The sequence below is a fragment of the Acinetobacter sp. ANC 7912 genome (genome assembly GCF_039862785.1).
GTDB classification, from domain to species: Bacteria; Pseudomonadota; Gammaproteobacteria; order Pseudomonadales; family Moraxellaceae; genus Acinetobacter; species Acinetobacter thermotolerans.
In genome coordinates this window covers 2,917,500-2,943,218 of the sequence record NZ_CP156795.1, presented here as the reverse complement: position 1 = coordinate 2,943,218, position 25,719 = coordinate 2,917,500, and the positions used below count along the sequence as shown (strand labels likewise).

Annotated in this window: 20 protein-coding genes, 2 tRNA genes, 2 pseudogenes and 1 other annotated feature; of the genes and pseudogenes, 16 read left to right on the top strand and 8 right to left on the bottom strand. The window is 43.2% G+C overall.

Annotated features, from left to right (window positions below; all coding sequences use genetic code 11):
• Positions 1-712: 712 nt before the first annotated feature.
• Entirely contained in the window at positions 713-2,422 is a 1,710-nt protein-coding gene (locus ABEF84_RS14405) for a GGDEF domain-containing protein (protein WP_034588722.1), read from the top strand.
• Positions 2,423-2,592: 170 nt separating this feature from the next.
• Here ABEF84_RS14405 and uvrA read toward each other — a convergent pair whose 3' ends face one another.
• Complete coding sequence (gene uvrA, locus ABEF84_RS14400; protein ID WP_347454642.1) at positions 2,593-5,424, bottom strand: excinuclease ABC subunit UvrA; 2,832 nt, start codon at positions 5,422-5,424, stop codon at positions 2,593-2,595.
• A gap of 395 nt (positions 5,425-5,819) precedes the next feature.
• On the opposite strand from uvrA, the gene ABEF84_RS14395 reads away from it, so the two are divergent.
• The 11 genes and pseudogenes from ABEF84_RS14395 to ABEF84_RS14345 all read left to right on the top strand — a co-directional run bounded on the left by ABEF84_RS14395 (position 5,820) and on the right by ABEF84_RS14345 (position 16,960).
• Entirely contained in the window at positions 5,820-6,911 is a 1,092-nt protein-coding gene (locus tag ABEF84_RS14395; RefSeq protein ID WP_034588726.1) for a DUF475 domain-containing protein, read from the top strand.
• Between the two features lie 152 nt (positions 6,912-7,063).
• Complete coding sequence (locus tag ABEF84_RS14390; protein WP_034588727.1) at positions 7,064-8,428, top strand: MFS transporter; 1,365 nt, start codon at positions 7,064-7,066, stop codon at positions 8,426-8,428.
• A gap of 51 nt (positions 8,429-8,479) precedes the next feature.
• Positions 8,480-9,055 (top strand): single-stranded DNA-binding protein, encoded by a 576-nt coding sequence (gene ssb / locus ABEF84_RS14385; protein WP_034588730.1) that lies wholly within the window; start codon positions 8,480-8,482, stop codon positions 9,053-9,055.
• A gap of 193 nt (positions 9,056-9,248) precedes the next feature.
• Positions 9,249-9,911 (top strand): IS1595-like element ISAcra1 family transposase, encoded by a 663-nt coding sequence (locus ABEF84_RS14380; protein WP_004783898.1) that lies wholly within the window; start codon positions 9,249-9,251, stop codon positions 9,909-9,911.
• Between the two features lie 331 nt (positions 9,912-10,242).
• A complete protein-coding gene (locus ABEF84_RS14375; protein WP_034583772.1) occupies positions 10,243-10,422 on the top strand; it encodes a hypothetical protein in 180 nt (59 codons plus the stop codon).
• Positions 10,423-10,604: 182 nt separating this feature from the next.
• A pseudogene (locus ABEF84_RS14370) lies at positions 10,605-11,835 on the top strand (transposase).
• A gap of 237 nt (positions 11,836-12,072) precedes the next feature.
• Positions 12,073-12,507, top strand: coding sequence for a TetR/AcrR family transcriptional regulator (locus ABEF84_RS14365; protein ID WP_347453282.1), 435 nt, complete (start codon positions 12,073-12,075; stop codon positions 12,505-12,507).
• Positions 12,508-12,670: 163 nt separating this feature from the next.
• Complete coding sequence (gene ahpC / locus ABEF84_RS14360; protein ID WP_034583775.1) at positions 12,671-13,234, top strand: alkyl hydroperoxide reductase subunit C; 564 nt, start codon at positions 12,671-12,673, stop codon at positions 13,232-13,234.
• Between the two features lie 250 nt (positions 13,235-13,484).
• Positions 13,485-14,363 carry a pirin family protein gene (locus ABEF84_RS14355; protein WP_034583777.1) on the top strand — a complete coding sequence of 293 codons (879 nt, stop codon included), beginning with the start codon at positions 13,485-13,487 and terminating at the stop codon, positions 14,361-14,363.
• A 438-nt stretch (positions 14,364-14,801) separates the two neighbouring features.
• A complete protein-coding gene (locus tag ABEF84_RS14350) occupies positions 14,802-16,109 on the top strand; it encodes an FAD-dependent oxidoreductase (RefSeq protein WP_034583780.1) in 1,308 nt (435 codons plus the stop codon).
• 2 nt (positions 16,110-16,111) lie between these two features.
• The gene (locus ABEF84_RS14345; RefSeq protein ID WP_034583782.1) at positions 16,112-16,960 is read left to right on the top strand and encodes a cyclopropane-fatty-acyl-phospholipid synthase family protein; all 849 of its coding nucleotides are present in this window, start codon (positions 16,112-16,114) and stop codon (positions 16,958-16,960) included.
• An 81-nt stretch (positions 16,961-17,041) separates the two neighbouring features.
• On the opposite strand, the gene ABEF84_RS14340 is transcribed toward ABEF84_RS14345, so the two are convergent.
• The 3 genes from ABEF84_RS14340 to ABEF84_RS14330 form a co-directional block, all read right to left on the bottom strand.
• Positions 17,042-17,117, bottom strand: a tRNA-Thr gene (locus ABEF84_RS14340).
• A gap of 224 nt (positions 17,118-17,341) precedes the next feature.
• Positions 17,342-17,569 carry a hypothetical protein gene (locus ABEF84_RS14335; protein ID WP_034583795.1) on the bottom strand — a complete coding sequence of 76 codons (228 nt, stop codon included), beginning with the start codon at positions 17,567-17,569 and terminating at the stop codon, positions 17,342-17,344.
• A gap of 218 nt (positions 17,570-17,787) precedes the next feature.
• A protein-coding gene (locus ABEF84_RS14330) for an IS3 family transposase (RefSeq protein ID WP_347454567.1) occupies positions 17,788-19,007 on the bottom strand; the annotation gives its coding sequence in 2 pieces (ribosomal slippage) (positions 17,788-18,731 and positions 18,731-19,007; 1,221 coding nt in all).
• Positions 18,616-18,732 (bottom strand) — a sequence feature (AL1L pseudoknot). (Overlaps the previous gene by 117 nt.)
• Before the next feature lie 228 nt (positions 19,008-19,235).
• On the opposite strand from ABEF84_RS14330, the gene ABEF84_RS14325 reads away from it, so the two are divergent.
• On the top strand, positions 19,236-19,790 hold the full coding sequence (locus ABEF84_RS14325; protein ID WP_347453280.1) for a DUF4145 domain-containing protein: 555 nt from the start codon (positions 19,236-19,238) through the stop codon (positions 19,788-19,790).
• A gap of 107 nt (positions 19,791-19,897) precedes the next feature.
• Here the strand turns inward: ABEF84_RS14325 and ABEF84_RS14320 are convergent, their stop codons facing one another.
• Together ABEF84_RS14320 and ABEF84_RS14315 are read right to left on the bottom strand one after the other, a co-directional pair.
• Positions 19,898-20,254, bottom strand: coding sequence for a hypothetical protein (locus ABEF84_RS14320; protein WP_347454643.1), 357 nt, complete (start codon positions 20,252-20,254; stop codon positions 19,898-19,900).
• 390 nt (positions 20,255-20,644) lie between these two features.
• Positions 20,645-20,735, bottom strand: a tRNA-Ser gene (locus ABEF84_RS14315).
• A gap of 120 nt (positions 20,736-20,855) precedes the next feature.
• Between ABEF84_RS14315 and ABEF84_RS14310 the strand changes: the two genes are divergently transcribed.
• Positions 20,856-22,736: a potassium transporter Kup gene (locus tag ABEF84_RS14310; protein ID WP_034589169.1), complete on the top strand. Its 1,881-nt coding sequence runs from the start codon at positions 20,856-20,858 to the stop codon at positions 22,734-22,736.
• A 65-nt stretch (positions 22,737-22,801) separates the two neighbouring features.
• Here the strand turns inward: ABEF84_RS14310 and ABEF84_RS15645 are convergent, their stop codons facing one another.
• Complete coding sequence (locus ABEF84_RS15645) at positions 22,802-23,185, bottom strand: hypothetical protein (protein WP_404798874.1); 384 nt, start codon at positions 23,183-23,185, stop codon at positions 22,802-22,804.
• Between the two features lie 265 nt (positions 23,186-23,450).
• On the opposite strand from ABEF84_RS15645, the gene ABEF84_RS14300 reads away from it, so the two are divergent.
• Positions 23,451-24,575, top strand: a complete 1,125-nt coding sequence (locus tag ABEF84_RS14300) for a DNA/RNA non-specific endonuclease (RefSeq protein ID WP_347453278.1) — start codon at positions 23,451-23,453, stop codon at positions 24,573-24,575.
• Between the two features lie 81 nt (positions 24,576-24,656).
• Positions 24,657-24,902, top strand: coding sequence for a hypothetical protein (locus ABEF84_RS14295; RefSeq protein ID WP_034589160.1), 246 nt, complete (start codon positions 24,657-24,659; stop codon positions 24,900-24,902).
• A gap of 70 nt (positions 24,903-24,972) precedes the next feature.
• Here ABEF84_RS14295 and aqpZ read toward each other — a convergent pair.
• Positions 24,973-25,678: pseudogene (gene aqpZ / locus ABEF84_RS14290) on the bottom strand (aquaporin Z).
• Positions 25,679-25,719: the final 41 nt, after the last annotated feature.

Genomic DNA, 25,719 nt, shown 5'->3' with positions numbered 1-25,719 from the left:
TAAGCGATATGCATTAAATTTACTGCTGCTTAAATTATGTAAGATTAAACGCATAAAGATTAAAAAACACTCAAATATTAAATCCAACTGAAATAATCAGCTTTACATTTTAAATGAAAGTTAACATAATTAGCTTATCGAGTCAGAAATGTATTTATTTGACCTGATTCTCCACAAGTTTTTGTTTTATCGGCCCAGCTTTCCCCAAGGTTGGGCTTTTTTTTGTCTAAAATTGGGGTGAAGGCTTTATGAAGCGATGAATATTAAAAATATATGCACCAAAATGATGCTTAATTTTAATATTTAAATATGAGCTAATAATCCTAAAGACAAAAAAAATCCCAATTTTCATGGAAAACTGGGATTTTTTAGCCAAAATTTGCGGGTTTATTAAAATATCTGCTGAGGAATAATTTAATTCGCCCTAATGCGGTGCATTATGCACTTATTTGTTGCATGTGTAAACAGTAAACAACGTGGATTTACAAATTTTTTAGAACTATTTGGAAAATTAAATTGAGGTTTATGAAATAAAAGATATTTATAAATGAATAAAGAAAGATAATTGTAAGAATGACCTAGGAGATCAATAAAAATATGAAATGTATAAGGTTTAATCTTTTAGACTTAAGTATTTTATTTATATAATATTTCAACTAAAGCAAATACCTCTTTCTATTATTTATCGAGCTGAGGGGCGTAACTTAAAGCCATGAATACCCTGCGCTCTGAGCAACTCAGTAAACGCCTGTATTGGGCGATGTCTATCGTTATTTTCTGTTTACTCCTGATTTGTATTCCGCTCATTGTTAACAGTAGCCAAAAATTTACCCAGTCCTATCGTACATATTATCAACTTGAAGCCTTACGTGATCTGGCAGACCTCGCCAATAAAATTTCCAGAGAACGTGGTCCAGCTAATATGCTGATGATCAGTTCGGCTGATGAATTTAAACAAAAACAAGAAATGCTGCTGGAATATCGCGCTAAAGTAGATGATCAATTGGAACATACCGCGCAACAATTAAAAGAGAGTGGTTTTAATGAGCTGAGTCAACAGATCTATACGGTATTAAAGCCCAGTCTTGAATATGGTCGTCAGCAAGTCGATGCCTATGTCGCGCTACCTTATGATGAGCGCAATGCAGCCCAGCTGGATACCAGTATTCTGGCAATGTTTCAGGTCTGGGATAATAGTCGCCGGTTGCTTAAAAGTTTGGTGATCGAGTCGGATGTTTCTTCGAGTAAAATTGCCCATTTTGTTTCCCAGATTTTATTGTTAGCGGATCTGCGCGATCAGGCCGGACGGGTGGTTTCCAATATTACAGCCCCTGTTACCTTTGGAGAGACGATTCCAGAACAAAACCGCAATCGTAGTCTGCAAACCCAATATCGGGTACGTTACTTGTGGGATTTAATTGACACGGTACAACCCAAAGAAGACAAAACCCCAGAATTTATCAAGTTGCATCAGGATATTAAAAAATATTTTATTGATCAGGGGATTCCTTTAGCAGCAAGTCTGATTGAGGATAGTTTGCAGCATCGTCCTTATCATTTAACGGCGATGCAAATTAGTGAAATGATAGGGGATCATTTTGCCAAAGTCGTAGATATGCAAAGCTATCTGTTGCAATATAGCCATGATGTCGCGCAAAAAGAAATGCGGTCGAATTTAAAATATTTGATTGGAACCATCGTAATTTCACTGATTTCTTTAATGACTGCTATTTCCAGTATGGTGTTTGCACGCCGACATATCTTTTTGCCATTAATTCATGCACGTAAAATTTTGTTTGATTTGTCTAGTTCAGCGAAAACAGATAGTTCTGCACTTCAGTCTCTTTCTAAAGATAATTCGGACAGTTTATTTGCCGGAATTAAAAAGCTGCAGCAGATGTTGCAACAACGTGATGCACTGGAGTTTAGATTAAAAAATATTGCTCATTCAGATCCTTTAACAGGCTTATCTAACCGTTTTGCACTGGATGAATACATTCGTTTTCTAGAACAAAGCCCATCTCAGTTTAGCCAGACTTGTTTGATGATTATTGATATTGACCACTTTAAGCAGGTAAATGATCAGTATGGACATATTGTTGGGGATGAGATTATTCAGCTAGTTGCACAGTGTTTAAAATCGAATGTCCGGACTTCGGATTTGTTGGTGCGTTATGGTGGAGATGAGTTTCTGGTTCTGATTGAAAATATTGAACTGGAAAATGCTTTGCAAATTGCTGAAAAAATTTGTCGTGAGATTGAGGCTGCCAGCATCCAGAATAAAGCAGGCGAGCGGATTCAAGTTTCAGTCAGTATTGGTGTAGCAGTGGGGGCATCATCTTGGGTCAATCTATTTACTCAAGCGGATAAGGCATTGTTTGGGGCAAAAGCGAAAGGGCGAAATGCAGTGGCGGAGGCTTAGATTTTTTTAAGCTACCTACTTTATTTATCCTTTAGGAAAAGAAGCTTCTTCTACTGGATACGTAAAAGAAAAGATAGAGTCTTATCATATTTAAAATCTTCCCTCGCCCTCCTTTATAAAAGGAGGGAATTTCTTTCTTAAATAAGAAAGACTAGGGAAGTGATTTGTTATTATTTTAACAACGGCTTTAAGAACTTCGCAGTATGTGAAACCTTATTCTTCGCCACTTCTTCAGGCGTACCTTCAGCAATAATCATACCGCCACCAGCACCACCTTCAGGACCGAGATCCACAATCCAGTCTGCGGTTTTAATTACATCCAGATTATGTTCAATCACCACAATGGTATTTCCCTTGTTGCGTAGCTCATGCAGGATGTCTAATAATTTGGCAATGTCATGGAAATGCAGACCAGTTGTTGGTTCATCCAGCACATATAAGGTTTTGCCGGTATCGCGTTTTGCCAGTTCACGGGCCAGTTTCACACGTTGGGCTTCACCACCAGAAAGGGTAGTCGCAGATTGTCCCAGACGGATATAACCCAGACCCACCTGATGTAGAGTTTCTAGACGGCGGTGAATCACTGGAATCGCATCAAAGAAATGCATCGCATCTTCAACGGTCATTTCCAGGACGTCAGAAATATTTTTGCCCTTGTAATTCACTTCCAGCGTTTCACGGTTATAACGCTTGCCATGACAAGCATCACAAGGCACATACATGTCGGGCAGGAAGTGCATTGCCACCTTAATCATGCCGTCACCTTCACAGGCTTCACAGCGACCGCCTTTCACGTTAAAGGAGAAACGGCCAGCGGTATAACCACGGGCTTTGGCTTCCTGAGTCTGCGAAAACAGTTCACGAATTGGGGTAAATAGACCAGTATAGGTTGCCGGATTCGAACGTGGGGTACGTCCAATCGGGCTTTGGTCAATATCCACCACTTTATCCAGGTACTGCAGACCATCGATGGAATCAAATTTTTCGGCGGTCAGCGTGGTCGCGCCATTTAACTGGGTTGCTGCCAGTGGCAACAGGGTACGGTTAATCAATGTCGATTTACCAGAACCAGACACCCCGGTGATACAGGTCATCACACCTAACGGAATAGTTAAGTCGACATTTTTCAGGTTGTGCCCGGCAGCTCCCATCAACTTAATCTGTTCTTCCGGTTTTGGCGGTTTGGTGCGCTGTTTTGGCACTTCAATTTTCAGCTCACCTGACAGGTATTTACCGGTGAGTGAGTTTTTATTGGCTGCCAGTTCTTTATAGTTACCTTCGGCGATCACATGACCGCCATGCACACCGGCACCCGGACCGATATCAATAATATGGTCGGCAGCACGAATGGCATCTTCATCATGTTCTACGACTAATACGGTATTACCCAGATCACGCAGACGCACCAAAGTTTCGAGCAGGCGGTCATTGTCGCGCTGGTGCAGACCAATCGATGGTTCATCCAGGACATACATCACGCCCATCAGGCCGGCACCAATCTGCGAAGCCAGACGGATACGTTGTGCTTCACCACCAGACAGGGTTTCCGCAGAACGTGACAGGCTGAGATAGTTCAGGCCAACAGATACTAGGAAGTGCAGACGTTCACGGATTTCCTTGAAAATCTTGTCGGCAATTTCACCTTTGGCTCCTTCAAGGTTGAGACCCTGATAATAGCTTTCAGCATCACCAATCGACATTTTGGTGATTTCAGCGATGGTCTTGTCTTTCACCCGGACATGACGGGAAATTTCATTCAGACGTGAACCCCCGCAGGCATCACAAGCCGCATTAGACAGATACTGGGCCAGGTCATCACGCACATAATTGCTTTCGGTTTCACGGTAGCGGCGTTCTAAATGTGGCAATACACCTTCAAATGGAATCACGCGGTTATGACGACGGCCACGTTCATCGATATAGCTGAGGTCGATTTTTTCCCGCCCGGTACCATACAGAAGTTTCTTTTTAACATCAGCTTCCAGTTGATTCCAAGGCGTGTCCAGCGAATAGCCAAAGTGATTCGCTACTTTCTCAATCATACTGTAATAATATGGACGCTGACGGTCCCAGCCGCGAATCGCGCCTTGGCTCAGGCTGAGTTCAGGATTCGGAATCAGTTTTTCGGCACTGAAATGGCTGCGGGTACCTAGGCCATCACAGACCGGGCATGCGCCGAACGGGTTGTTGAACGAGAATAAGCGTGGTTCCAGCTCCGCCACGGCACGGTCACATTCCGGGCAGGAGTGCTTGGCTGAGAAAACACGGTCCGGCTGCTCGCCTTTCATCCAGGACAGGATGGCAATATCCCCACCCAGACGCAGGGCAGTTTCAAAACTTTCCGCAATCCGGTTGCCAAGGTCATCACGCACTTTAAAACGGTCGACCACCACTTCAATGGTGTGTTTTTTCTTTTTATCCAGTTCTGGTGGCGGATCGATTTCTACTATCTCACCATCCACGCGGGCACGCACGAAGCCCTGGCTTTGTAACTGTTCGAACAGTGCCGAGTATTCACCCTTACGCTCACGTACTACAGGCGCCAGCAGCATCAGCGCTGTGCCTTCTTCCAGGGCTTTCACGGCATCGACCATTTCTGTCACGGTTTGCGCGACCATTGGCAGGTCATGCTCAGGGCAATATGGGGTACCGACACGGGCATACAGCAGACGTAAATAGTCGTAAATTTCCGTGATGGTTCCCACAGTAGAACGCGGGTTATGGCTGGTGGATTTCTGCTCGATGGCAATCGCCGGGCTTAGCCCTTCAATTGAATCGACTTCTGGTTTTTCCATCTGGGACAGGAACTGGCGCGCATAGGCAGACAGTGATTCGACATAGCGACGCTGGCCTTCGGCATAGAGGGTATCAAATGCCAGTGAGGATTTACCTGAACCGGAGAGTCCCGTAATCACCACAAACTTGTCGCGTGGAATATCAAGGTTCACATTCTTAAGGTTATGCGTACGTGCACCTCGAATACGGATATGACTTTGGCTCATGCAATAATCCTGGATGATTCTTTTAAAAACCTATATATGATAGCGCATGAAAAATGTTCAAGTGCAAAGATTAGTACATTTAACGTCAAGTTATGACGGTTGAGTTCAGCCATCTGTCTCAATTTACAAACAAAAGTAAATATCTGAACAGTTAAATGAAGTTTTTATAAAATTTTTTAGATCAGAAATAAGACCGTATCAGCATGCCCATGTTGAAGTAGCTAGGCAAGTCTAAAGATTAACCAATTGCAAAATCGAAAAATAATCAAAAACAGACAGGGAATTGCTTTGGTTTCATCCATAAAAGTTTCATAATGGCGGCAAATTTTCACAGCAATTCATTTTTTGTACTGCGAAATGATTTTTGAATTCTACTTAATACAAGGTCGATTTGTATGTTGAAACATTTTGGTTTCTCATTTGCATTTTCGATTGTGTGTCTTAGTTTAGCAGCATACTGGGGCTTTACCCACGGCCCTGAAGCCGGTCTGCAAACCATGTTCACAGCACTGACCATCACTGCAATTCTTGCAATCATGGAAGTGTCGTTGTCGTTTGATAACGCGGTTGTCAATGCCTCAGTCCTGCGTGGCTGGGATCACTTCTGGAAAATGGTCTTCCTGACCGTCGGGATCCTGGTCGCCGTGTTCGGGATGCGTCTGATTTTCCCGGTGGTGATTGTAGCTGTCACTGCCAACATGGGTTTTATGGAGGTGGTGCAGCTCGCGTTAAATGCACCGAAGGAATATTCAGCCAAACTGATGGCGCATCATGCGGAGATTTCTGCCTTTGGTGGTGCCTTCCTGATGCTGGTGTTCCTGAACTTCTTCCTGGATGAAGAAAAAGATACGCACTGGTTCCGCATGCTGGAACGCCGTCTGGCGCATCTAGCCAATGTTCCAGCGATGTCAGTTTTTATTACCCTAATTGCCTTGCTGGTCATGGATGCGCAGATCGTAGAAGAGAAGCGTCTAGATGTGATGCTGGCGGGGATCTGGGGCATTGTGGTCTATATCGGGGTGCAGGTGCTGAGTCATATGCTTGGTGGTGAACCGGAAGTGGACGAAGAAGGCAATGCCATTCGCCACGATGCTGAAGGTGTACCAACGGGTGTAGTGAAAGCCGGTTTTGGTGGTTTCTTGTACTTAGAAGTACTGGATGCCTCTTTCAGTTTTGATGGTGTGATCGGTGCTTTCGCGATTACTTCCGATGTGGTGATCATCATGTTGGGTTTGGCGATCGGTGCGATGTTTGTACGTTCGATGACTATTTATCTGGTCGATAGAGGCACGCTAGATTCTTATATCTATCTGGAACACGGGGCACACTACGCGATTGGTGCTTTGGCATTCATCATGCTGGCAAGCAGCACCGGTGTACATATTCCGGAAGTGGTGACTGGCCTGATCGGTGTGGCATTTATTATCTGGGCGGTGATTGCATCAATCCAGTACACCAAGCATGAGCAGAGAAAAATCAAAAAATAATTTTCTCTTCCTCATCAAAGCGTGGCTCCGGCCGCGCTTTTTCTTTTTCAGCTCCTTATCAGTTTTAATTTCAAATAAAATTCCTGCATCCATTCCGGCTGAATGTCCTATAATCTTCGCCTGAAGATCCACCAATTGAACTGTCAAAATTTATGATGAATGCCATAGAACGTCGCTCAACCTTTGCACTGAGTAGTATTTTTGCGCTGCGCATGCTTGGGTTGTTTATGATTATCCCTGTATTCTCGGTTGCAGGGCAGTCATATCAATATGCGACACCGGCATTGATTGGTCTGGCTGTGGGAATCTATGGCCTGACCCAGGCGATTTTACAGATTCCATTTAGTCTGATTGCGGACCGTTATAGCCGAAAGCCACTGGTGGTTTTAGGTCTGCTGCTGTTTGCGATTGGTGGAGCAATTGCGGCAATGTCGGATACTATTTATGGCGTGATCATTGGTCGTGCTATTGCAGGTGGTGGGGCAGTATCAGCGGTAGTGATGGCCCTGCTGGCAGATGTCACCCGTGAAGAAAATCGCATGAAAGCCATGGCAACCATGGGCATGAGTATCGGCCTGTCCTTTGTGGTTGCTTTCACTTTGGGCCCTTGGCTAACGGGTCTGGTCGGCATTTCTGGCCTGTTCTGGGTGACCACCATTATGGGTCTGGCAGCAATTGTGATGTTACTGATGGTCCCGAAAGTGACCCGTCATCATCGTAACTTCCAGCAGGGTTATCTGACCCAGCTAAAACAGGTGCTGAAAATGGGTGACCTGAACCGCCTGCATGTCTCGGTATTCAGCCTTCATCTTCTTCTCACTGCGATGTTTATCTATGTGCCATCGCAGCTGATTGAGTTTGCAGATATTCCATTGGCCAGCCATGGCTGGGTATATCTGCCATTGCTGGTGGTAAGCCTATTCTTTGCTTTCCCGAGCATTATTCTGGCGGAAAAATACCGCAAAATGCGTAGCATTTTCCTTACCGCAATTGCGGGGATTATCTTAGGATTATTGGTGCTGATTTTTGGCTTTGAATCTAAATATATTCTACTAACTGGTCTGGGGCTGTTCTTTATTGCCTTTAACGTAATGGAAGCGTTATTGCCATCCTGGCTGTCGAAAGCAGCGCCAATTCAGTCCAAAGCCACAGCCATGGGTGTGAATGCCAGCAGCCAGTTCCTGGGCGCGTTCTTTGGCGGTACCGTAGGCGGACAACTTTTGTTGCTGAATGATACCGCGATGGGTTGGAGTATCCTGACTGCGATTGCTATAATTTGGCTGGTCATCAGTTTCGGGCTGGCTCAGCCGCGTTACCTGTCCTCTCTGGTACTCCGTCTGCCTGAAAACCGACAAACAGATGAATGGACTTCCCAGCTTTTATCTATTCATGGTATTGAAGAAGTTGTGGTGATGTCTGAACAGCAAGTGGCCTATGTCAAGGTTGATAAACAGCAGATCGATGATTCTGCGCGACAACAATTAACGCACTTGTTAGGTAAAGAGGTAGCCATTTAAGCATAACTCTTATAAAGTAAAATACAGAAACAAATAGGAAGTAAAGATCTCATGCGTGGTGTAAATAAGGTTATTTTGGTAGGTACTTTAGGTCGAGATCCAGAAACAAAAACTTTCCCCAATGGGGGTTCTCTCACTCAATTCTCTATCGCAACCAGCGAATCTTGGACGGACAAGAATACTGGCGAGCGTAAAGAACAAACTGAATGGCACCGTATTGTATTGCACAACCGTCTAGGCGAAATCGCACAGCAGTACCTGCGTAAAGGTTCTAAAGTTTATATCGAAGGTTCATTGCGTACCCGTCAATGGACAGACCAAAATGGTCAGGAACGTTACACCACCGAAATTCGTGGTGAGCAGATGCAAATGCTGGATTCAGGCCGTGCCCAAGGTGGTGAACAGTCTGACAACGGTGGCTTTGCGCAACCGCGCTTTAACAACAATAACCAGCAAGGTGGTTATGCGAATCAAGGCGGTTATGGCGCACCACAACAAGGTGGCTTTAACAATAATGCACCTGCAGGCAATGGCTATGGCAACAACCCGGGCGGTTTTGCACCAAAAGCAGCGCCAGCAGCAGTTGCAGCACCAGCAGCAGACTTAGATGACGATTTACCGTTCTAACTTGTACAATAATTGATTGTTGTATTTAAGATAAAATTGATTTGAATCTATTTTGATTCAAATATTTATCTAAAAATATAGCTTCTTTTATTTTTTTAAAATAAGAGAGGCTATTTTTTTATAAAAATTAAATTAGAAGTGCGTATATTATTTAGGCTCTAGACTAGCAAAATGATTATATTAGTCTAGAATCATGATAGAAAACAGTAAATTAAGTCACTACAAGATTAAAAAAATTATTCAATGCTTTTGTGTTGATATTCCTGCTTCCAAAACAGCCTTATTACTCAATTTAAATCGTAATACGATTAACTATTGGTACATGCTTTTTAGAGAAACTATCTATGATCATCAAACAGATTTAAGAGCTAAGTTTGTTGGTTCAATAGAAGTAGATGAAAGCTATTTTGGAGCGAAAAGGCAACGTGGGTTTCATGGAAAGTTAAAGCGTGGTCGTGGGACTCTAAAACAGCCAGTATTTGGAATATTCGAACGTAATGGGCGCGTCTATACTGAAATCGTACCTGACTGTAAAATGAAGACTTTACAAGAGGTTATCATTGGTAAAGTTTCACTTGAGAGTGTGATTTATAGTGATGGATGGCGTGGCTATAATGGTCTTGTTGATGTGGGTTATTCAAAGCATTTTAGGGTAAATCACGGAGCAAATGAGTTTGCTAGAGGAGAATGTCATATAAATGGAATAGAATCATTTTGGAGCTTTTGTAAAAGAAGGCTAGCAAAGTTTAACGGCATATCAAAAGAGTACTTTGATTATCATCTTAAAGAAACTGAATGGCGTTGGATGAGGGAACCTAATGAGTTAGCAACTGAGCTGTGGAACCTCATTAGGTAAAATTAAGTGTAAATCTGCTAGTCTAGAGCCATTATTTATATAATATATTTAATATTTTAATTATAGAAATATTGATTAATTAAACAAAAATATAAGATAAAAATATGACCATTATTTTTAATAATAATTTTTTAATAAAAAATAAATATAAAGGTGTTGAGTAATTTTTGTTAAAAAATAAAAAAAGGAAACCTATAAATCGATAATATGAATTTTCTGAAATTACATTGAATAGAATTGACACAGATTTAAATCTTAAAAATAAAAAATAAAGAGTAAATTAATAAGTGTCGTTATTAAGCGATGTTCATAATCAAAAGAGGAAATAGTCATGGCTAATCAACAGCAAAATAATCCGAACCAACAGCAACGTGATCAACAACAGCAACAACGTGATCAACAGAAACAACAACCTGGTCAGCAACAGCAGCAACCTGGCCAACAACGTCAATCAAATCAACAACAGGATCAGAATCAGCAAAGTTCTCAACGTGACCAACAGAACCGATAAGCTGAAATACTAAATATGGTTTTAACTTAAGATAGAAATTTGACATCCTCTCCGACCTAAACATAGGTATCTACACAATTTCCATGTTTTGCGTTAAATTGAAGAGCATGCTCTTCAATTTTAACATCTCTCGCTTAGATCAGCGCCTTGTCAAACGTTACAACAACCTCGTTCAACTCAATATGAATCCTCTTGCTTCACTTGCTCCTGCAATCAAAGATATTGCCTCTGCTCAAAAAAAATAGTTTCGCAACGACGCAAGCTGTATGGCGGTTTTTAAATAATGATAAAATCTCATTTAAACAATTAAATGAACCTATTCAAAAACTTGCTTGTGATCAGATTAAGACATCGCTGCATCGTTATGCTTTAGTTATTCATGATTGGTCACAAATCCAATATGTGACACATCGTAATAAAACCCAAAAACTCCAAAGGACACATCAGTACGACTCAGGCTATGAATTACAAACGAGCTTACTTGTTGATGCTGCTTCTGGACTACCTGTTGCTCCATTAGCTCAGACCCTTTCTAGTGCTTCAGGTTGCTATTCGACATTCAATGAGCAACAGACCGAACGTAAAACCCATTTAGACTCCCTTTCTGAACAAATTCAAAAAGTTGAACAGTTTCCTCTTGATAAAACCTGCGTACATATTATTGATCGTGAAGGAGATTCCATTGCTCATCTCAGGGAATTAAGCAGTCATGGTTTTCAATGGCTTATTCGAGCAAAGGAAGGAAATCGGATTGAGCATCAGGGTGAAATATGTAAAGTTGGAGAAGTTGCTGAACGTATCGAAATACAGCAAGTGAAACCCATTTCTTATAAGGGTAATCAACATATGCTTTATGTTGGAGAAACCAATGTTCGGCTTACCCGTGCTGCAAAATCAAATAAAAAAGATTGTTTAGGTCAAAGAGTTGCTCCTCAGAAAGGTGCTGCAATTGAGGCTAGACTGATTATTGCGGTGGTTAAAGATATTAATGAAAAGACAGTTGCAAGATGGTCATTGATCAGTAATGTACCAACTGAGATTACCGCAGTAGAACTGACGACTTGGTATTACTGGCGTTGGTCAATCGAATGTTATTTCAAACTTCTCAAGCAAGCAGGCCATGATATTGAGTCATGGCTTCAGACTACGCCAGAAGCGATTTTAAGGCGTTTGCTAATCAGTTGTATGGCTTGTGTGTTGACGTGGAGAGTACAGCGTTGTACAGATGAACAAAATCAGAAAGTCCGTGCATTTTTGACTAGACTTTCAGGTAGACAACAGAAAAGAGGCAAGGTAGAGAGTGCGCCTGCCATATTGGCAGGACTCTCGATTTTACTAAATACTCTTCAACTGCTCTCAGAATATTCAATAGATGAACTGAATGAAATCGCAACTATTGCACTAGGTACCTAAAGATGTGTAGATACCTATGCCCTGAAGGGCGAGGTTTTACGGCTAAAGGGATAAATGAATACATGCAACTGAAAAACAGCGCTAACTATTGAGTAACCCTGATGATAAAAATCAGGGTTTTTCTTTATAGGAATTTATACAGACCGGTATTGCCGCAACTACCATTGAAATGATCAGGATCGGGCGGAAACCAGTGTCGGCGCGATCTACCATCTTTTTCAAAACAAAGAAGGGATCGTGTCTGCGCTATATTTAGCTGCTTTAAAGGATCAGTCTAGTCGCCGTCTGGAAGCTTTATCCCAGGTTCAAGGTATAGAGCAGGGTATTCATGCCATTATCCAGAGCTATATTGATTGGGTGGTAAGCTATCCCGACTTTGCCCGTTTTCTTTATGCTGCACATCACTCGGTACAGACAGGCGGACATTATCATACTCTAGAACAAAGCAATAGCGAGCGTAATCAGGACTTAAAAGCATGGCTGGTAAAACAGCCAGATGCAGAACGTTTAAAAGCTATACCGACCGCTTTATTGATGTCTTTGGTGATCGGGCCAACTGAAAGTTATTGCTGTGCCTGGCTGTCGGGGCGTGTCAAGGATTCTCCCCAGCAATATATACAGGCATTAGCGCAGTCTGCTTGGGATTCGCTACAGCATTTTTCCAAAATTTAAATGCCTGTAAATCGAAGAAAAAGATCAGAAGAGAAAATTCGATAGTCTTTTTAAATCTAAAAAACCGATAGTTTTTATAAAAAGTTACGGTTTTACCTATCCATGGTTTTTAAGTATTCTTAGTTCATCGAATGAATTCCCACGAACTGATAGGAAAAGTCACATGAGTTTAATCAATACTGAAGTTAAGCCATTCAACGCAACTGCTTACCACAACGGTCAATTCGTTGAAGTTTCAGAACAGGACATGAAAGGCAAATGGTCTGTTGTATTTTTCTATCCTGCTGACTTCACTTTCGTTTGTCCAACAGAATTAGGCGATCTTGCTGATCAATATGCTGAATTCCAGAAACTGGGCGTAGAAATCTACTCAGTCTCTACAGACACGCACTTCACGCACAAAGCTTGGCACGATACTTCTGACGTGATTGGTAAAATCCAGTACCCAATGATCGGTGACCCAACTTGGACTCTGGCGAAAAACTTTGAAGTGCTGATCGAAGCTGATGGTCTGGCAGATCGTGGTACTTTCGTGATCGACCCAGACGGTAAAATCCAGATCGTTGAAATCAACGCCGGTGGTATTGGTCGTGACGCACAAGAACTGCTGCGTAAAGTAAAAGCAGCTCAATACGTACACGCTCACCCAGGCGAAGTTTGCCCAGCTAAATGGAAAGAAGGCGACGCAACTCTTGCTCCTTCAATCGACCTAGTTGGTAAAATCTAATTCGATAAAGCTTAATCGAAACTAAAAAAATCCAGCCCTCAGCGCTGGATTTTTTTATTGTCTGTTGAAAATAGCCTTGATATTTAAATCATGATTTTAAGCACCGGATCCAAATAAGTAGATGTGCCAAAGTCTAAGCCTGGAATCGTTTTATTTTTGCAATCCTGCATCCTAGCAGTGCTGTATTGTTCATAGTTTATACAGCATACAATGGCTGCATGTTCATCCTATTGCGTATAGGAGTAAAAAGATGAAAAAAGTCATTGGTGTTTACCGCAATCAAAACATGCATTGGGTCGGTGACGGCTTTCCGGTGAAAAACCTGTTTTCCTATGACCGTCTCGGTCAGGCGATTAGTCCGTTCCTGTTGTTGGATTATGCAGCACCCTACCATTTTGATCCGACCACCATACAGCATGGGGTGGGTTCACATCCGCACCGCGGTTTTGAAACCGTGACCATCGCTTATCAGGGTGAAGTTACTCACAAAGATTCTGGCGGTGGTGGCGGTACCATTCATGCTGGTGATGTGCAGTGGATGACGGCCGGTGCCGGTGTGGTCCATGAAGAGTTCCATTCTCCAGACTTTGCCAAACATGGCGGCCTGTTTGAAATGGTGCAGCTTTGGGTGAATTTGCCAGCCAAAGACAAAATGATCACACCACGTTATCAGGCTTTAACTACGGTTGATATTCCACGCATCGAGATGGATGAAGGTGCAGGGCATATCCGAATCATTGCCGGTGAATTTGGTGAACATCAGGGGCCGGCACACACTTTTAGCCCGGTGAATGTTTGGGATGGTGAACTGAAAGCCGGGTATGAAACCACATTGCATGTGCCTGCAGGTCATAATGCCTTGTTGGTAGTGTTAAGCGGGGAGCTGATCGTAAATGGTACCCAAAAAGTATTGGACAGCTCCATCGTGATATTTGCCCGTGATGATGATCCTGCCATTCAGTTACAAGCCTATCAGGACACGAAATTCCTGCTGTTAACTGGTGAGCCGTTGAATGAACCGATTCAGGGTTATGGTCCCTTTGTAATGAATACCAAGGAAGAAATCATCCAGGCTTTTCAAGACTTTAACAACGGAAAATTTGGCGAGATTCCAGACACAGCTGAATAAAAAATGTCAGTCGAACTCGCATTTTCCTACTCCGCAAAAACAAAGAAGCCTCTGCAATGCAGAGGCTTTGGATATATTGTGCGCTGTAGATTATTCTGATCATGGGTATTATTCGAGCCATCCGTCACTGTGGAGCGTGCAGTGGCTGTCATTTTATTATGCAAGCAATTATAAAGATATTGGGTAGTTTTGTAAAATCATTTTTGAAATTTTGGTCAACTTAAATACATTGATTTTAAAATAAAAATTTTAAATAAATTCATAAATAACCAACAAAAGCAGAGATTTATAAACTGTATTTTTTTAGAGAGAAATGTAAAAAATTATGAATTTACATCTGCTTAGCTTATCGAGAAAAACTTGCATTCTGGAAGATTTTAATACCCTAAAAGATGCTAGCTTGGTACATAATTTCTAAAAGTTAATTTTTAATGATGGATGATCAGTTTGGATATCGCAGTTATTGGTAGTGGCATGGCCGGACTGGCTACCGCCAGAATTCTTCAGGATGCAGGACATCACATCACGATTTTTGAAGCGCTGCCAGGACGCGGCATGGACAGTCATAGCCTCGAGTTTGAAGGCGGGCTGATTGATGCACCCCTGCGCGTGATGAATCCTTACTTGTGGAAGAACACGCTGAGTCTGGCGACCCATCTGGGGATTACCACCTATCCGGTACGCACCTACATGGCCTGCAGCTGGCTGTTTGAGGAGAAAACTGAAACCTGGCTGACCACCTCACGTAGCCGTATCGGTAATTTCCCGATTATTAATAACCGTAAAGGCATCCAGCAGTACGGCTGGCGTCTGGTCAAAGGTATGTTGCAGCTAAAAACGGCACTGCACAAATTCTTTAAATCAAAACATCAGGACATCAGCCTGGCAGAATTTATCAATCGTAACGAGATTGAAGAAGTGTTCTGGCATGGTGCGGTGATGCCGGTGCTTTACACCATCTGTACCTGTAACCCGAAAACCATTGGTGAATGGCCTGCGAAACCTTTGCTGATTTTCCTGCGCCAGCTGACCGATGGTGATGCCTTGCTGCGTATGCAGGGTGGTACACCGGCACTGGTGGACAAGTTGATCGAAGGCATCGAGATTGTCAGTGGTGCAAAAACCACACTGGTGCAACAGCAGGGTGAACAGGTACGTGTGGAAAATGCGGCTGGTTATTCCAAACTGTTTGACCGTGTAGTAGTAGCCACACCGACCAACAAGATTGATGAATTCTTGGATCAGGAACAGTTCGGATATGACATCGAATTGCTGAAAAAATTCCAGTTTGAGCAGGGTGAGCTGGTGATTCATACCGATCCAAGCGTGATGCCACCAAAACGCAAAGACTGGGCAGTGCTGAGCTATATGATGGATCGCAAGTTTACCCGTCAGCAGTTCACCGTATGGCTGAATGCGGTTGAGCCAACACTGGTCGGTAAATCTCCGGTATTCCAAACCTGGCGTCCGGTGACTGAAATTGATCCGAAGAAAATCATTTCTTCCGTGACCCTCACTCGTGCCGTGGTAGATGCCAATACCCTTGCCCTGAACAAGGAAGTGCAGAAACGCCATCTGGAGCAGGGCCGTAAGGTGTTCTATTGTGGTTCATGGTCGTGCGATGGCCTACCAATTCTGGAATCTGCGGTGACTTCCGCGATGAACATTGCAGAAATTTTCGGTGCGCCGTTGCCATTCAAGGGTTTAAAACCGAAAATCGAGGTTGCACCGCAACTTGGCTATTAAGCATGAAACTGTTCCAGGCACTTCGACAGCGTTTACCTGAGCATAAATATGCCATTAATGCGGCATTACTTGGGGATCTCTCGTGGTTGCCCTGGAGCAATCTGGGATACTGGCAGGCAGGACAAACAGACTATGTAGCAGCTTGCCAAGCCTTGGCCGATCATCTGGCTCAGGCAATCCATTTAAATGCAAAAGACAAACTGCTGGATCTTGGCTGTGGTCAGGGTGCCAGCTTGCAACATTGGCAGCAGCATTATCAGGTGCAATATCTGGCGGGTGTTGAGTTGCAGCAGACCTGTGTCAGCAAGATTCAGCAGCATCTGCCTGAGCTGAATGCCATCTATAACGCTTCTTTCCTTAGACTTAAAGACATCCGTTTTCCGCAGAAATTCGACGCTGTAGTCTGTATTGACGCGGCCTATCACAGCAACATTCCAGAACTGCTGGAACAAATGCGTTCCGTTTTGAATTCAAAAGCACGCATCGGTTTTCATCACTTAGCCTTGTCCGAGCGCTGGAAAACTTTAAATTCATTTCAAAAACGTAAATATCAGTTTTTACTGAAATCAGCCGATGTGAATTTAAATAATCTGATGAGTGTCGGTGCGCTGTATGAATGTTTGGACCAGCATGAATTTATGGATATTCAGGTGGAAGATTTATCAGAGGAAGTTTTTGCCAGTTTTGCCCGTTATGTCGAGCAGGATTTAAATGCAAAAGGCTTTGCCCAGTCTGTGCAGGCATCCAAGCTGGATCATTTTAAAATCCAGATGACAGCCAAACTGTGCCGAAAACTATATGAAGATGGGGTGGTGCGTTATGTACAGATTAGCGCCACGGCCCAGCACTAAAAAGAATCAAAGATAGTCGCCCAAAGAAAAATGCAGGCGCCAGAAACATCAAAGCCTCACTAAAAAGCGAGGCTAAGAAAATGGTGCCGGCACACGGATTCGAACTGTGGACCTACTGATTACAAGTCAGTTGCTCTACCAACTGAGCTATGCCGGCGTTGTGGTGTGCATTCTACAGAATTTTTTAGGTGTTGCAAGCCAAAAAATAACCGTTCAAATGCTTTGTCTAAATTTTAGTTAGCTCTGGATTTGTATGCCAGATGTTATGTTTAAAACTAAAAATAGAATAGGTTTTACTTTGTGAAATCGCCCACATTGGATATTGGATGCTGTGGGCGAGGTGGAATTTAGAATTATTTTAGTGAAATATAAAAATCAGGGTTATCGGCTTTTCAGTATTCGATCAAGGTCTTGGGCGCATTCCTCCAGGGTAAAGGCCATGTCAAACTGCATTTGAGGTTTAAGTTCCTGAGCGAGGCTTCTCCACTGTTCAATAAGTTTTAGTGCTTTCTGGATTTTGTGTTTGTTGACGTCCTTGGCAATGGTCGGGGTGTAACCGCCACGTTTAGCGTTTTTGATCTGTTTGATATAGTTGGCGCTGTTATTCATGTGATCTCCCGAATAGCAGGGTTTCTATTGGCTTTTTTATTTGAATCAAGATCAATGCGTGGTTGGTTAAATTTTTGGTTTTTGTTCTCCTTGTATGTGCCCGCTAAGAGCAACATAACATAGCTTTGATGACAAGAAAATTAAGCTATTTTTGTGCCAATCTATAAACTTATTAGTAGTGAACCGTACCGGGTTTGTCGGAGATTTTTTTATTTAAGTTAGGCCACCTGACCTAACGGGTTAATCTTATCATAGTACATTGCTTCAAACTCAAAAGGCGATACATAACCCAGTGCACTGTGTACACGCTTTTTATTGAACCAATCTACCCAGTTTAGTGTCGCAAGTTGTACATCTGCTAAACCTTGCCAATCTGCTTTTAGATATTCAATCACCTCTGTTTTGTATAAGCCATTCACCGTTTCAGCCAAAGCATTATCGTATGAATCACCAGTCGTACCGACTGATGCTCGTAAATTTGCAGCTTCTAAACGATTGGTATAGCGAATGGAAAGATATTGCACACCTCTGTCGGAATGATGAATCACATTCTTTGGCATGCCGCGATCATGCAATGCTTGCTCCAATGCATCGAGCACCATATCTGTATTCATCCGTGTAGATACTTTCCATCCAACAATTGCTCGTGAGAACACATCAATAATAAAGGCGGTATAGACCCAGCCTGAATGAGTTTGAATATACGTAAAGTCACTCACCCACAGTTGGTCAGGATGATCAGCATTAAAATTACGTTTCACTAAATCATCTGCTCTTTTTTGATCATCTCGGTTACGGGTGGTTTGTTTATTCTTACCACGCCAAACACCTTGTATACCTAGCTTCTGCATCAATCGAGCAACTGTACAACGTGCGATAACATAACCTTCACGTTTCAATTGTTGCCAGACCTTACGCACACCATATCGACCTGAACTTTCTTTCCAAATTCGTTTAATCTCCTCAGCATGATACTCATCATGTAAATCTCGCTTTGCTCGATGTTCTGGATTGTCAGCGAGATCTAAAGTTCGGTAATAGGTTGAAGCTGCGATCGGTAAAATCCTACAAATCGCATCAACACCATATAAGTCTTTATTGTTATGGATGAAATCCACCATTATTTGTGTGGGCGGTCGAGCTCCGCCTGGGCGAAAAAAGCGGCTGCTTTACGTAGAATTTCATTGGCACGCTTTAATTCTTTAATTTCACGTTCCATTTGCTTCATTTTTTCTTGATCAGATATCTGTTGTACTTTAATAGGATTTTGCTGATCTAAATGCTTTTGATGCCAGGCACGAAGTGTTTCAGGAGTACAACCAATCTTAGGCGCAATTGCTGTGATTGCAGCCCAATTCGATGGATAATCTTTTTCAGATTCAATCAATAATTGAACCGCTCTTTCTCTGATTTCAGGGGTATATTTTAATTTTGTCATCGGGGTAGTCTCTCAGAATATTGACTCTCCGACAAACCCGGTACGGTTCAATTTAATAAAGAAGATGATATTCCATTTTCTTGTCCTACATGTGCGCGTCAAACTTTAGTTTGGGATGATGAATGTTGGCATCAATATCAAACCGCTTTAAGTAAGAAAGAACAAAAAGAATGTGATGAATTTGAACCAGAATGGACACGTTATATTTTTTCTGGAGTTCTGAAATGTGTGCATCATAAATGCGGTGATAAGGTCATAGTTTGTGGAGAAGGTACAATAGAGGAAAATTATACGGACTATATTTTAACGGAAGAGGGTTATTGTCCCTGTGAAAGAGAATTTATTGATGTTTTTACACCGAGATATTTTCAACCAGCATTAAACCTTTTTAAGGTGCCTGATAAGGTGCCAAGTGAAATAAAAGATATTATTTATGAATCTTTTGCTCTTACTCTAAGTTCTCCAAGTTCTGCTGTTAATAAACTGCGAATTGCTATCGAAATTCTTCTAACAGAATTTGGGATTCAGGGTAAAGATAGGAAAGGAGCTTTTGTAAGCTTAGATCAAAGAATAAAAAGTATTGAACAAAATCATATATTATTTCCACAACAGCAACTTTTGTTAGCAATTAAATGGTTGGGAAATAGTGGTAGCCATGAGGAGAATGCTATCTTTATTGATGAGCTTTTTGATGCTTTTCAAATCATCGAAAAATTATTAAATAATTTATATTCTTATGATCGAATTTTAGAAATGGCTCAATTAATAAGTCAGAAAAAATAACCGTTGACAAGAAAAGAAAGAGCAGAGCTAAAAAAATAAGTAAGAAAAGTAAAATTACACATTCGATTTTTTTTAAAAGATGTGATAAGGAAGAATCCAATATCGAATTATTCACAAACCACATTATCTCTCTTCTTATAAAAATCCAGCGCAAGCTTTAAATCCTGTTCCAGTTGCTGCTTGGTATTTTCTGGTGCAATTTTCATAAAGGCTGGAACATATTCCTTGAAATATACTTCAGTATAATCCTTGCAGATGATTTGCTTGCGTACTTCCAAAGGTGTCGCTGGGTTATCCAATTGATCCAGAAAACTACTGATCTTCTGGTCAGCCTGTTCAAATTGAATCACATCTACAGAGTTTTTCTCATTGCTCATAGACGCTGCCGCCTGTTCAGGTTGCTTTTGACATCCTGTCAGAGCAAAACTAATGAGTAGGAGGCTAAAGGTAAATTTTTTCATCATCTTTTCTTATTCTTCAATGTTCTAAATCAAGGATATCAAACAACTTAGCATAACCTTAGCGGGAATATTTTATTTTAGACAAAAAAATACCTCCATCATGGGGAAGGAGGCGTAAAACTGGAAAAAAGAAACTACAGCTACAGTTTCTAAAAATAATTTTACGATAGATCACTTTTCAATCAATTGGCAGAAAATAACAAGCTTTATCATGATTTATGAACCTAGATGAAATCTTAATTCTTAAAATGGAATTTACGTTATCTTTCTAATGATTGCTGTGTATTCAAAAAATTAAAACGGATTGCCACTTAAGTTCAGGCTGCAAAAAAGGCTTAAACCCTTTAGATTTAAGCCTTCTAGGACACCATGTGGCTACATGATGATGAATCTTGGCGGTGAGAGAGGGATTCGAACCCTCGATACGCTATAAACGTATACACACTTTCCAGGCGTGCTCCTTCAGCCACTCGGACACCTCACCATGGCGGTGGATAATATAGAAAAAAAGCCGGTCTGCCAAGCTTGAAACAATTGATTTGCAGAAAAAGTTTAGAGGCAGTGCTATGATTCGCAAAAATGCTTTCTAAAACGAAGATAATATATGCAAAGTACTGCACAAAAAGCAGCTTTACCAGTCATCACGCTGGCTGCGCTTGGGGTCGTTTTCGGTGATATTGGCACCAGCCCCCTGTATGCGCTGCGGCAATGCTTCCTGACCTCGCACCTGGCCATTAGTGAAGCATCGGTACTGGGCATTCTCTCCCTGATCTTCTGGTGCATCATGCTGACGGTGAGTTTTAAATACGTCACCATTATCATGCGTGCCGACAACAATGGCGAGGGCGGTATTATGTCCTTGCTGGCCCTGAACCTGCGGACCACGCGGATTTCTGATGAAAAGAAAATTTACCTGATAGCTCTAGGTTTTATCGGGGCTTCGTTGTTTTTTGGAGATGGCATTATCACCCCGGCGATCTCGGTACTCTCCGCGATCGAAGGTCTGAGTATTGCCACGCCCATTTTTAACAATTGGCTGGAACCTTTATCTATTGGCATTATCGCCGGACTGTTTATCGTGCAGCGGCACGGTACTGGGACGATGGGTAAATTCTTTGGTCCATTGACCTTGCTCTGGTTCCTGTCGATTGGCGGCTTTGGCCTGTGGAGCATTATCCAGACCCCGATGGTACTGCAGATGGTTAATCCATACTGGGCCTATCATTTTGTCGTGGATCAGCCTTTTGTGGCCTTCCTGACCATGGGTGCGGTGATCCTGACCATGACTGGCGGTGAAGCCATTTATGCGGATATGGGGCATTTTGGCCGGTTGCCGATCCGTCTGGCCTGGTTCATTATTGTGTTGCCCTGCCTGCTGTTCAATTATGCCGGGCAGGGGGCGCTGTTGCTGCGTAATCCGGAAGCCTTGGCAAATCCGTTCTATATGCTGCTGCCATCCTGGAGTCTGTATCCGATGATTGTGCTGGCAACGGCTGCGGCGGTGATTGCTTCACAGGCAGTGATTACCGGCGTATTTTCCATGGTCAATCAGGCAATTCAGCTGCGTTATTTGCCACGCCTGAGTGTGAAACATACCTCAGCTGAAGAGCGGGGTCAGATTTATTTGCCCTTCATTAACTGGATGCTATTTATTTCAGTGGTAATCCTGATTTTGCTGTTTGAAAACAGTGCCCGGCTGGCAAGTGCCTATGGTGTAGCGGTGACCATGACCATGCTCTGCGGTACGATTTTGATCAGCATTCTGGCTTATGGTTTCTGGCGCTGGCCGATCTGGAAAGTGGTACTGTTCTCAGCACCATTCTTGGCACTCGATCTGATCTTCGTAGCTTCGACTTCGTTGAAAATTCCATCGGGTGGCTGGGTACCCATCATGCTCGGTGCAGCCTTGTTTACCATTCTGATGACCTGGAAAGATGGCCGTGCTTTGCTGCTAAAACGTATGCAGCAAAATACCTTGCCGATCGAACTGTTTATCAAAAGTGTATCAACCGGTTCGGGCACCCAGTTTGTACCGGGAGATGCGATTTTTCTGACCGGAACGCCAACCATCGTGCCACATGCAATGCTGCATAACATCAAGCACAACAAGGTGCTGCATGAACGCAATATCATGGTAACGGTGATCACCCGCGATATACCGTTTGTGAACGAGCAAGACCGGGTCGAAGTGGAGAAAATGGATGAACATTTCTACCGGATTTTTGCTTATTTCGGTTTTAAGGATCAGCCGGATATTCCTGCAGCCGTGCAGAAAGCCTATGCAGAACTGGGCTTTGAATATGACCTGATGCAGATCAGTTTCTTTATTTCCCGTGACCGGGTGATTCATGCGATTGGTGAAGGGATGGCACCGTGGCGTGAGAAACTGTTTATTTCCATGCAGCGTAATACCAGCCCGGTGAGTGATTTCTACAAAATTCCAACCAACCGGGTGGTAGAGCTGGGCAGTCAGATCGAAATCTAGAACTATCATTTTCCAGAAAAAACCAGAGCTTTGACTCTGGTTTTTTTATCTGAATATAGGTCTGCTTAACGTGCAGTGGCATCTGAAGGACTAGCGCCTGTTGGTGCTTCCTGCTGCATGTTCGGATCTTGTGGCGCACCTGGCTGCATCGCTGCTGGTGGCTGTCCTTGCGGCATAGGTTGTTGCATCGGCTGCTGCATGGCTGGCGCAGGTGCTTGACCTGTTGGCTGTACCAGACGGATCTGACCGGAATTTACCAGATTTTCAAGGGAAGCATTTTGACCATTTACGGTAGTGGTAATACGTGCTTTGGAGAGACTTTCTAATGTTTCGCCCGGCTGTACAGGTGGTTCAGCCCATGCGTTCAGACTAAGCAGGCCAGTCACTGCACCTAATAGAAGTAATTTGGAATACTGCATCGTTTGGGAGTTTTTCTTCTGCGATAACATCACGAGGCTCCTTCGTATTTTCTTCGAGGAATAAGAAGACAACACAATTGCATAAAGCTGGATTTGGCAGCAAGGAAAGCTACACAAATGGGATGAAAATCTGTCCAAGTCCTATTAAAAAAGCCACAGGTTGTTACATTTTTAACGGTGAATTTTCACCTATTGGTTAATTGTTAGACGAACAGAGAAGCCGTGATATACATAGCTTTCAGGGCTTGTTAAGCTCGGCGAAACTCGCTGTCGCTGTTCAGAAGTAACGGGTATCATGGCCAAGAAGCAACGTAATCAAAAAAATCCTGTCTTTCAGTTCTTTAATGAAAATACTGTAAAAATTATCCTGGGTCTTGTGGCATCGGGAAGTTTCGCGATTGCCTTTGGTCAGGAAAAAATCAGCCAATGGGTGTCATTGACCACCACACCGAGCAATTCCGCCTGTCTGGATCAGTTCTATCGTGATGTACCCCCGGTACTGATGAAGGACAGCCTCAAAAAGAATACTTATCCGCTATGCTTTAATGGCTTTACCGTGATGTATTCCGGTGTGTCTAAAACTCCATTGTGGGTAGCAGAGCTACTGACACCCTCACGCCTGAGCCAAAAGATTCCACGTGAAGATAGTTTTCATGAGGAAGAACGCGTTAATGCAGCACATCGTGCCACCTTGTCTGATTATCGTGGTACCGGTTATGACCGCGGTCATATGGCGCCAAATGCGGATATGCCGACCAAGGAAGCGCAGTTCGACAGTTTCTCTTTAGCCAACATGGTGCCACAGGCGCCGAAGAACAACCAACAGGTGTGGCGTGAGCTGGAAGAAGCCACTCGTGCAGTGGTGACCAAGCAGAAACAGGACGTGTATGTCGTTACTGGCCCTGTCTATAGCGCGAAAAAACTGGAAACTATTGGCAAGGGCGTGATCGTCCCGAATGCGACCTATAAGGCGATCTATATGCCGAAAACTGGTGCAGCCGGGGCTTACTATGTTGATAATAGCCTGAAAAATCCGGCCCCGAAAGTGCAGGTCATCAGTCTGTGCGCGTTGGAAGACCTGATTAATATCAATATCTTCCCACAGCTGACTGAAGAGCAGAAACGCAATACCTATACCTTGCCGCTCAAAGCCAGCGATGTAAAAGCCAACAAGGCGATTGTCTATGATCACTGGGATGCGGAAAGCCAATGTGCCGAAGAAGTTTCTAAAGATGATCTGGAAGCTTTGCAGCGCGAGTTTAAACGTGCTGGTGGCAGCAGTACCGCGGTAAGTAACAATGCAACTTCCGAAAGCAGTAATGCGCCTGCTGAATCTTCAGGCAGCAGTGATCCGCAAGGTGCATTGATCAAGCAGCTGCTGGAAGCACTCTTGCAGTTTATCCTGCAGTTCCTGAAATAATGCTGTTGTCTTCGGCCTGATTCTAGTGGCATGATTGGAATTAGGTCGAAGTAAAAAATAACAAGGAAGCGTCAGAATAAGATGTTTAAGGCATATGAAAAGGGTATCGAATCGCATGCGATTCATGACCTGACGGTGGAAAATGATCTGGACTGTGTCAGCTTGTATGGCAACTTGCAACTGACCCGTGATCAGCAAGGACTCAAAGCCGCGAAAGCACTACAGGCGATCATCAATGATATCGTGGCACAGCTGGAAAATACGCCGGATTTGCCGGAAAAAATCCAGCGTGATGATGCGCAGGAAATTGACAATCCATTTCTCTAAAGTTGTAATTAAGAAACATTAAAGATAAAAAAAGCTCACCGTGATAGTGAGCTTTTTTTCTATTTCTGCTTTATGTGCCAGTGGTATCCGTATTTTTCTCAAGCAGGGTTTTATAAATTACTGCACCAATGATGCCACCAATAATCGGTGCTACCCAGAATAACCACAGCTGGCTTAAGGCAGCTGTTTCAGCAAAGAAAGCAACCCCTGTGCTTCGTGCCGGATTCACCGAAGTATTGGTCACCGGAATACTGATCAGGTGAATCAGGGTCAGGGCCAGGCCAATGGCAATTGGAGCAAAGCCAGCCGGCGCACGGCGTTCCGTCGCACCCATAATCACAATCAGGAAACCTGCCGTCAGGACAATTTCAATCAGCAGGGCAGAGGTTAGCGAATATTGTCCAGGTGACAGTTCGCCGTAGCCATTGGTGGCAAAGCCACCGGTGCCGGAAAAATCAGCTTTACCTTGCAGGATGAAATACAGCACCAATGCCGCGAGTACTGCACCGATCACCTGCGAGATGATATAAGGCAGCAGTTCTTTACCGGCAAAACGGCCACCTACCCACAGGCCAAAGCTGACTGCCGGGTTAAAGTGTCCACCAGAAATATGACCCAGTGCATAGGCCGCGGTCAGGACGGTCAGACCAAAAGCAATCGACACACCAGTAAAGCCAACCCCCAGTTCAGGAAAAGCCGCGGCCAGTACCGCACTGCCACAGCCGCCAAAGACCAGCCAGAATGATCCCGATCAGTTCCGCAAGATATTTATCCATTGAGTTCCCCTTATTGTTGTTATGAAGTTTTCAGTTTTTAT

Coding starts and splice junctions, on each gene's coding strand:
- ssb (WP_034588730.1), top strand. CDS start 8,480: ATGCGTGGTGTAAATAAGGTTATTTTGGTAGGTACTTTAGGTCGAGAT.
- uvrA (WP_347454642.1), bottom strand. CDS start 5,424: ATGAGCCAAAGTCATATCCGTATTCGAGGTGCACGTACGCATAACCTT.
- ABEF84_RS14345 (WP_034583782.1), top strand. CDS start 16,112: ATGAAACTGTTCCAGGCACTTCGACAGCGTTTACCTGAGCATAAATAT.
- ahpC (WP_034583775.1), top strand. CDS start 12,671: ATGAGTTTAATCAATACTGAAGTTAAGCCATTCAACGCAACTGCTTAC.
- ABEF84_RS14390 (WP_034588727.1), top strand. CDS start 7,064: ATGATGAATGCCATAGAACGTCGCTCAACCTTTGCACTGAGTAGTATT.
- ABEF84_RS14310 (WP_034589169.1), top strand. CDS start 20,856: ATGCAAAGTACTGCACAAAAAGCAGCTTTACCAGTCATCACGCTGGCT.
- ABEF84_RS14375 (WP_034583772.1), top strand. CDS start 10,243: ATGGCTAATCAACAGCAAAATAATCCGAACCAACAGCAACGTGATCAA.
- ABEF84_RS14320 (WP_347454643.1), bottom strand. CDS start 20,254: ATGATGAAAAAATTTACCTTTAGCCTCCTACTCATTAGTTTTGCTCTG.
- ABEF84_RS14355 (WP_034583777.1), top strand. CDS start 13,485: ATGAAAAAAGTCATTGGTGTTTACCGCAATCAAAACATGCATTGGGTC.
- ABEF84_RS14335 (WP_034583795.1), bottom strand. CDS start 17,569: ATGAATAACAGCGCCAACTATATCAAACAGATCAAAAACGCTAAACGT.
- ABEF84_RS14295 (WP_034589160.1), top strand. CDS start 24,657: ATGTTTAAGGCATATGAAAAGGGTATCGAATCGCATGCGATTCATGAC.
- ABEF84_RS14300 (WP_347453278.1), top strand. CDS start 23,451: ATGGCCAAGAAGCAACGTAATCAAAAAAATCCTGTCTTTCAGTTCTTT.
- ABEF84_RS14395 (WP_034588726.1), top strand. CDS start 5,820: ATGTTGAAACATTTTGGTTTCTCATTTGCATTTTCGATTGTGTGTCTT.
- ABEF84_RS14405 (WP_034588722.1), top strand. CDS start 713: ATGAATACCCTGCGCTCTGAGCAACTCAGTAAACGCCTGTATTGGGCG.
- ABEF84_RS14380 (WP_004783898.1), top strand. CDS start 9,249: ATGATAGAAAACAGTAAATTAAGTCACTACAAGATTAAAAAAATTATT.
- ABEF84_RS15645 (WP_404798874.1), bottom strand. CDS start 23,185: ATGTTATCGCAGAAGAAAAACTCCCAAACGATGCAGTATTCCAAATTA.
- ABEF84_RS14350 (WP_034583780.1), top strand. CDS start 14,802: ATGATCAGTTTGGATATCGCAGTTATTGGTAGTGGCATGGCCGGACTG.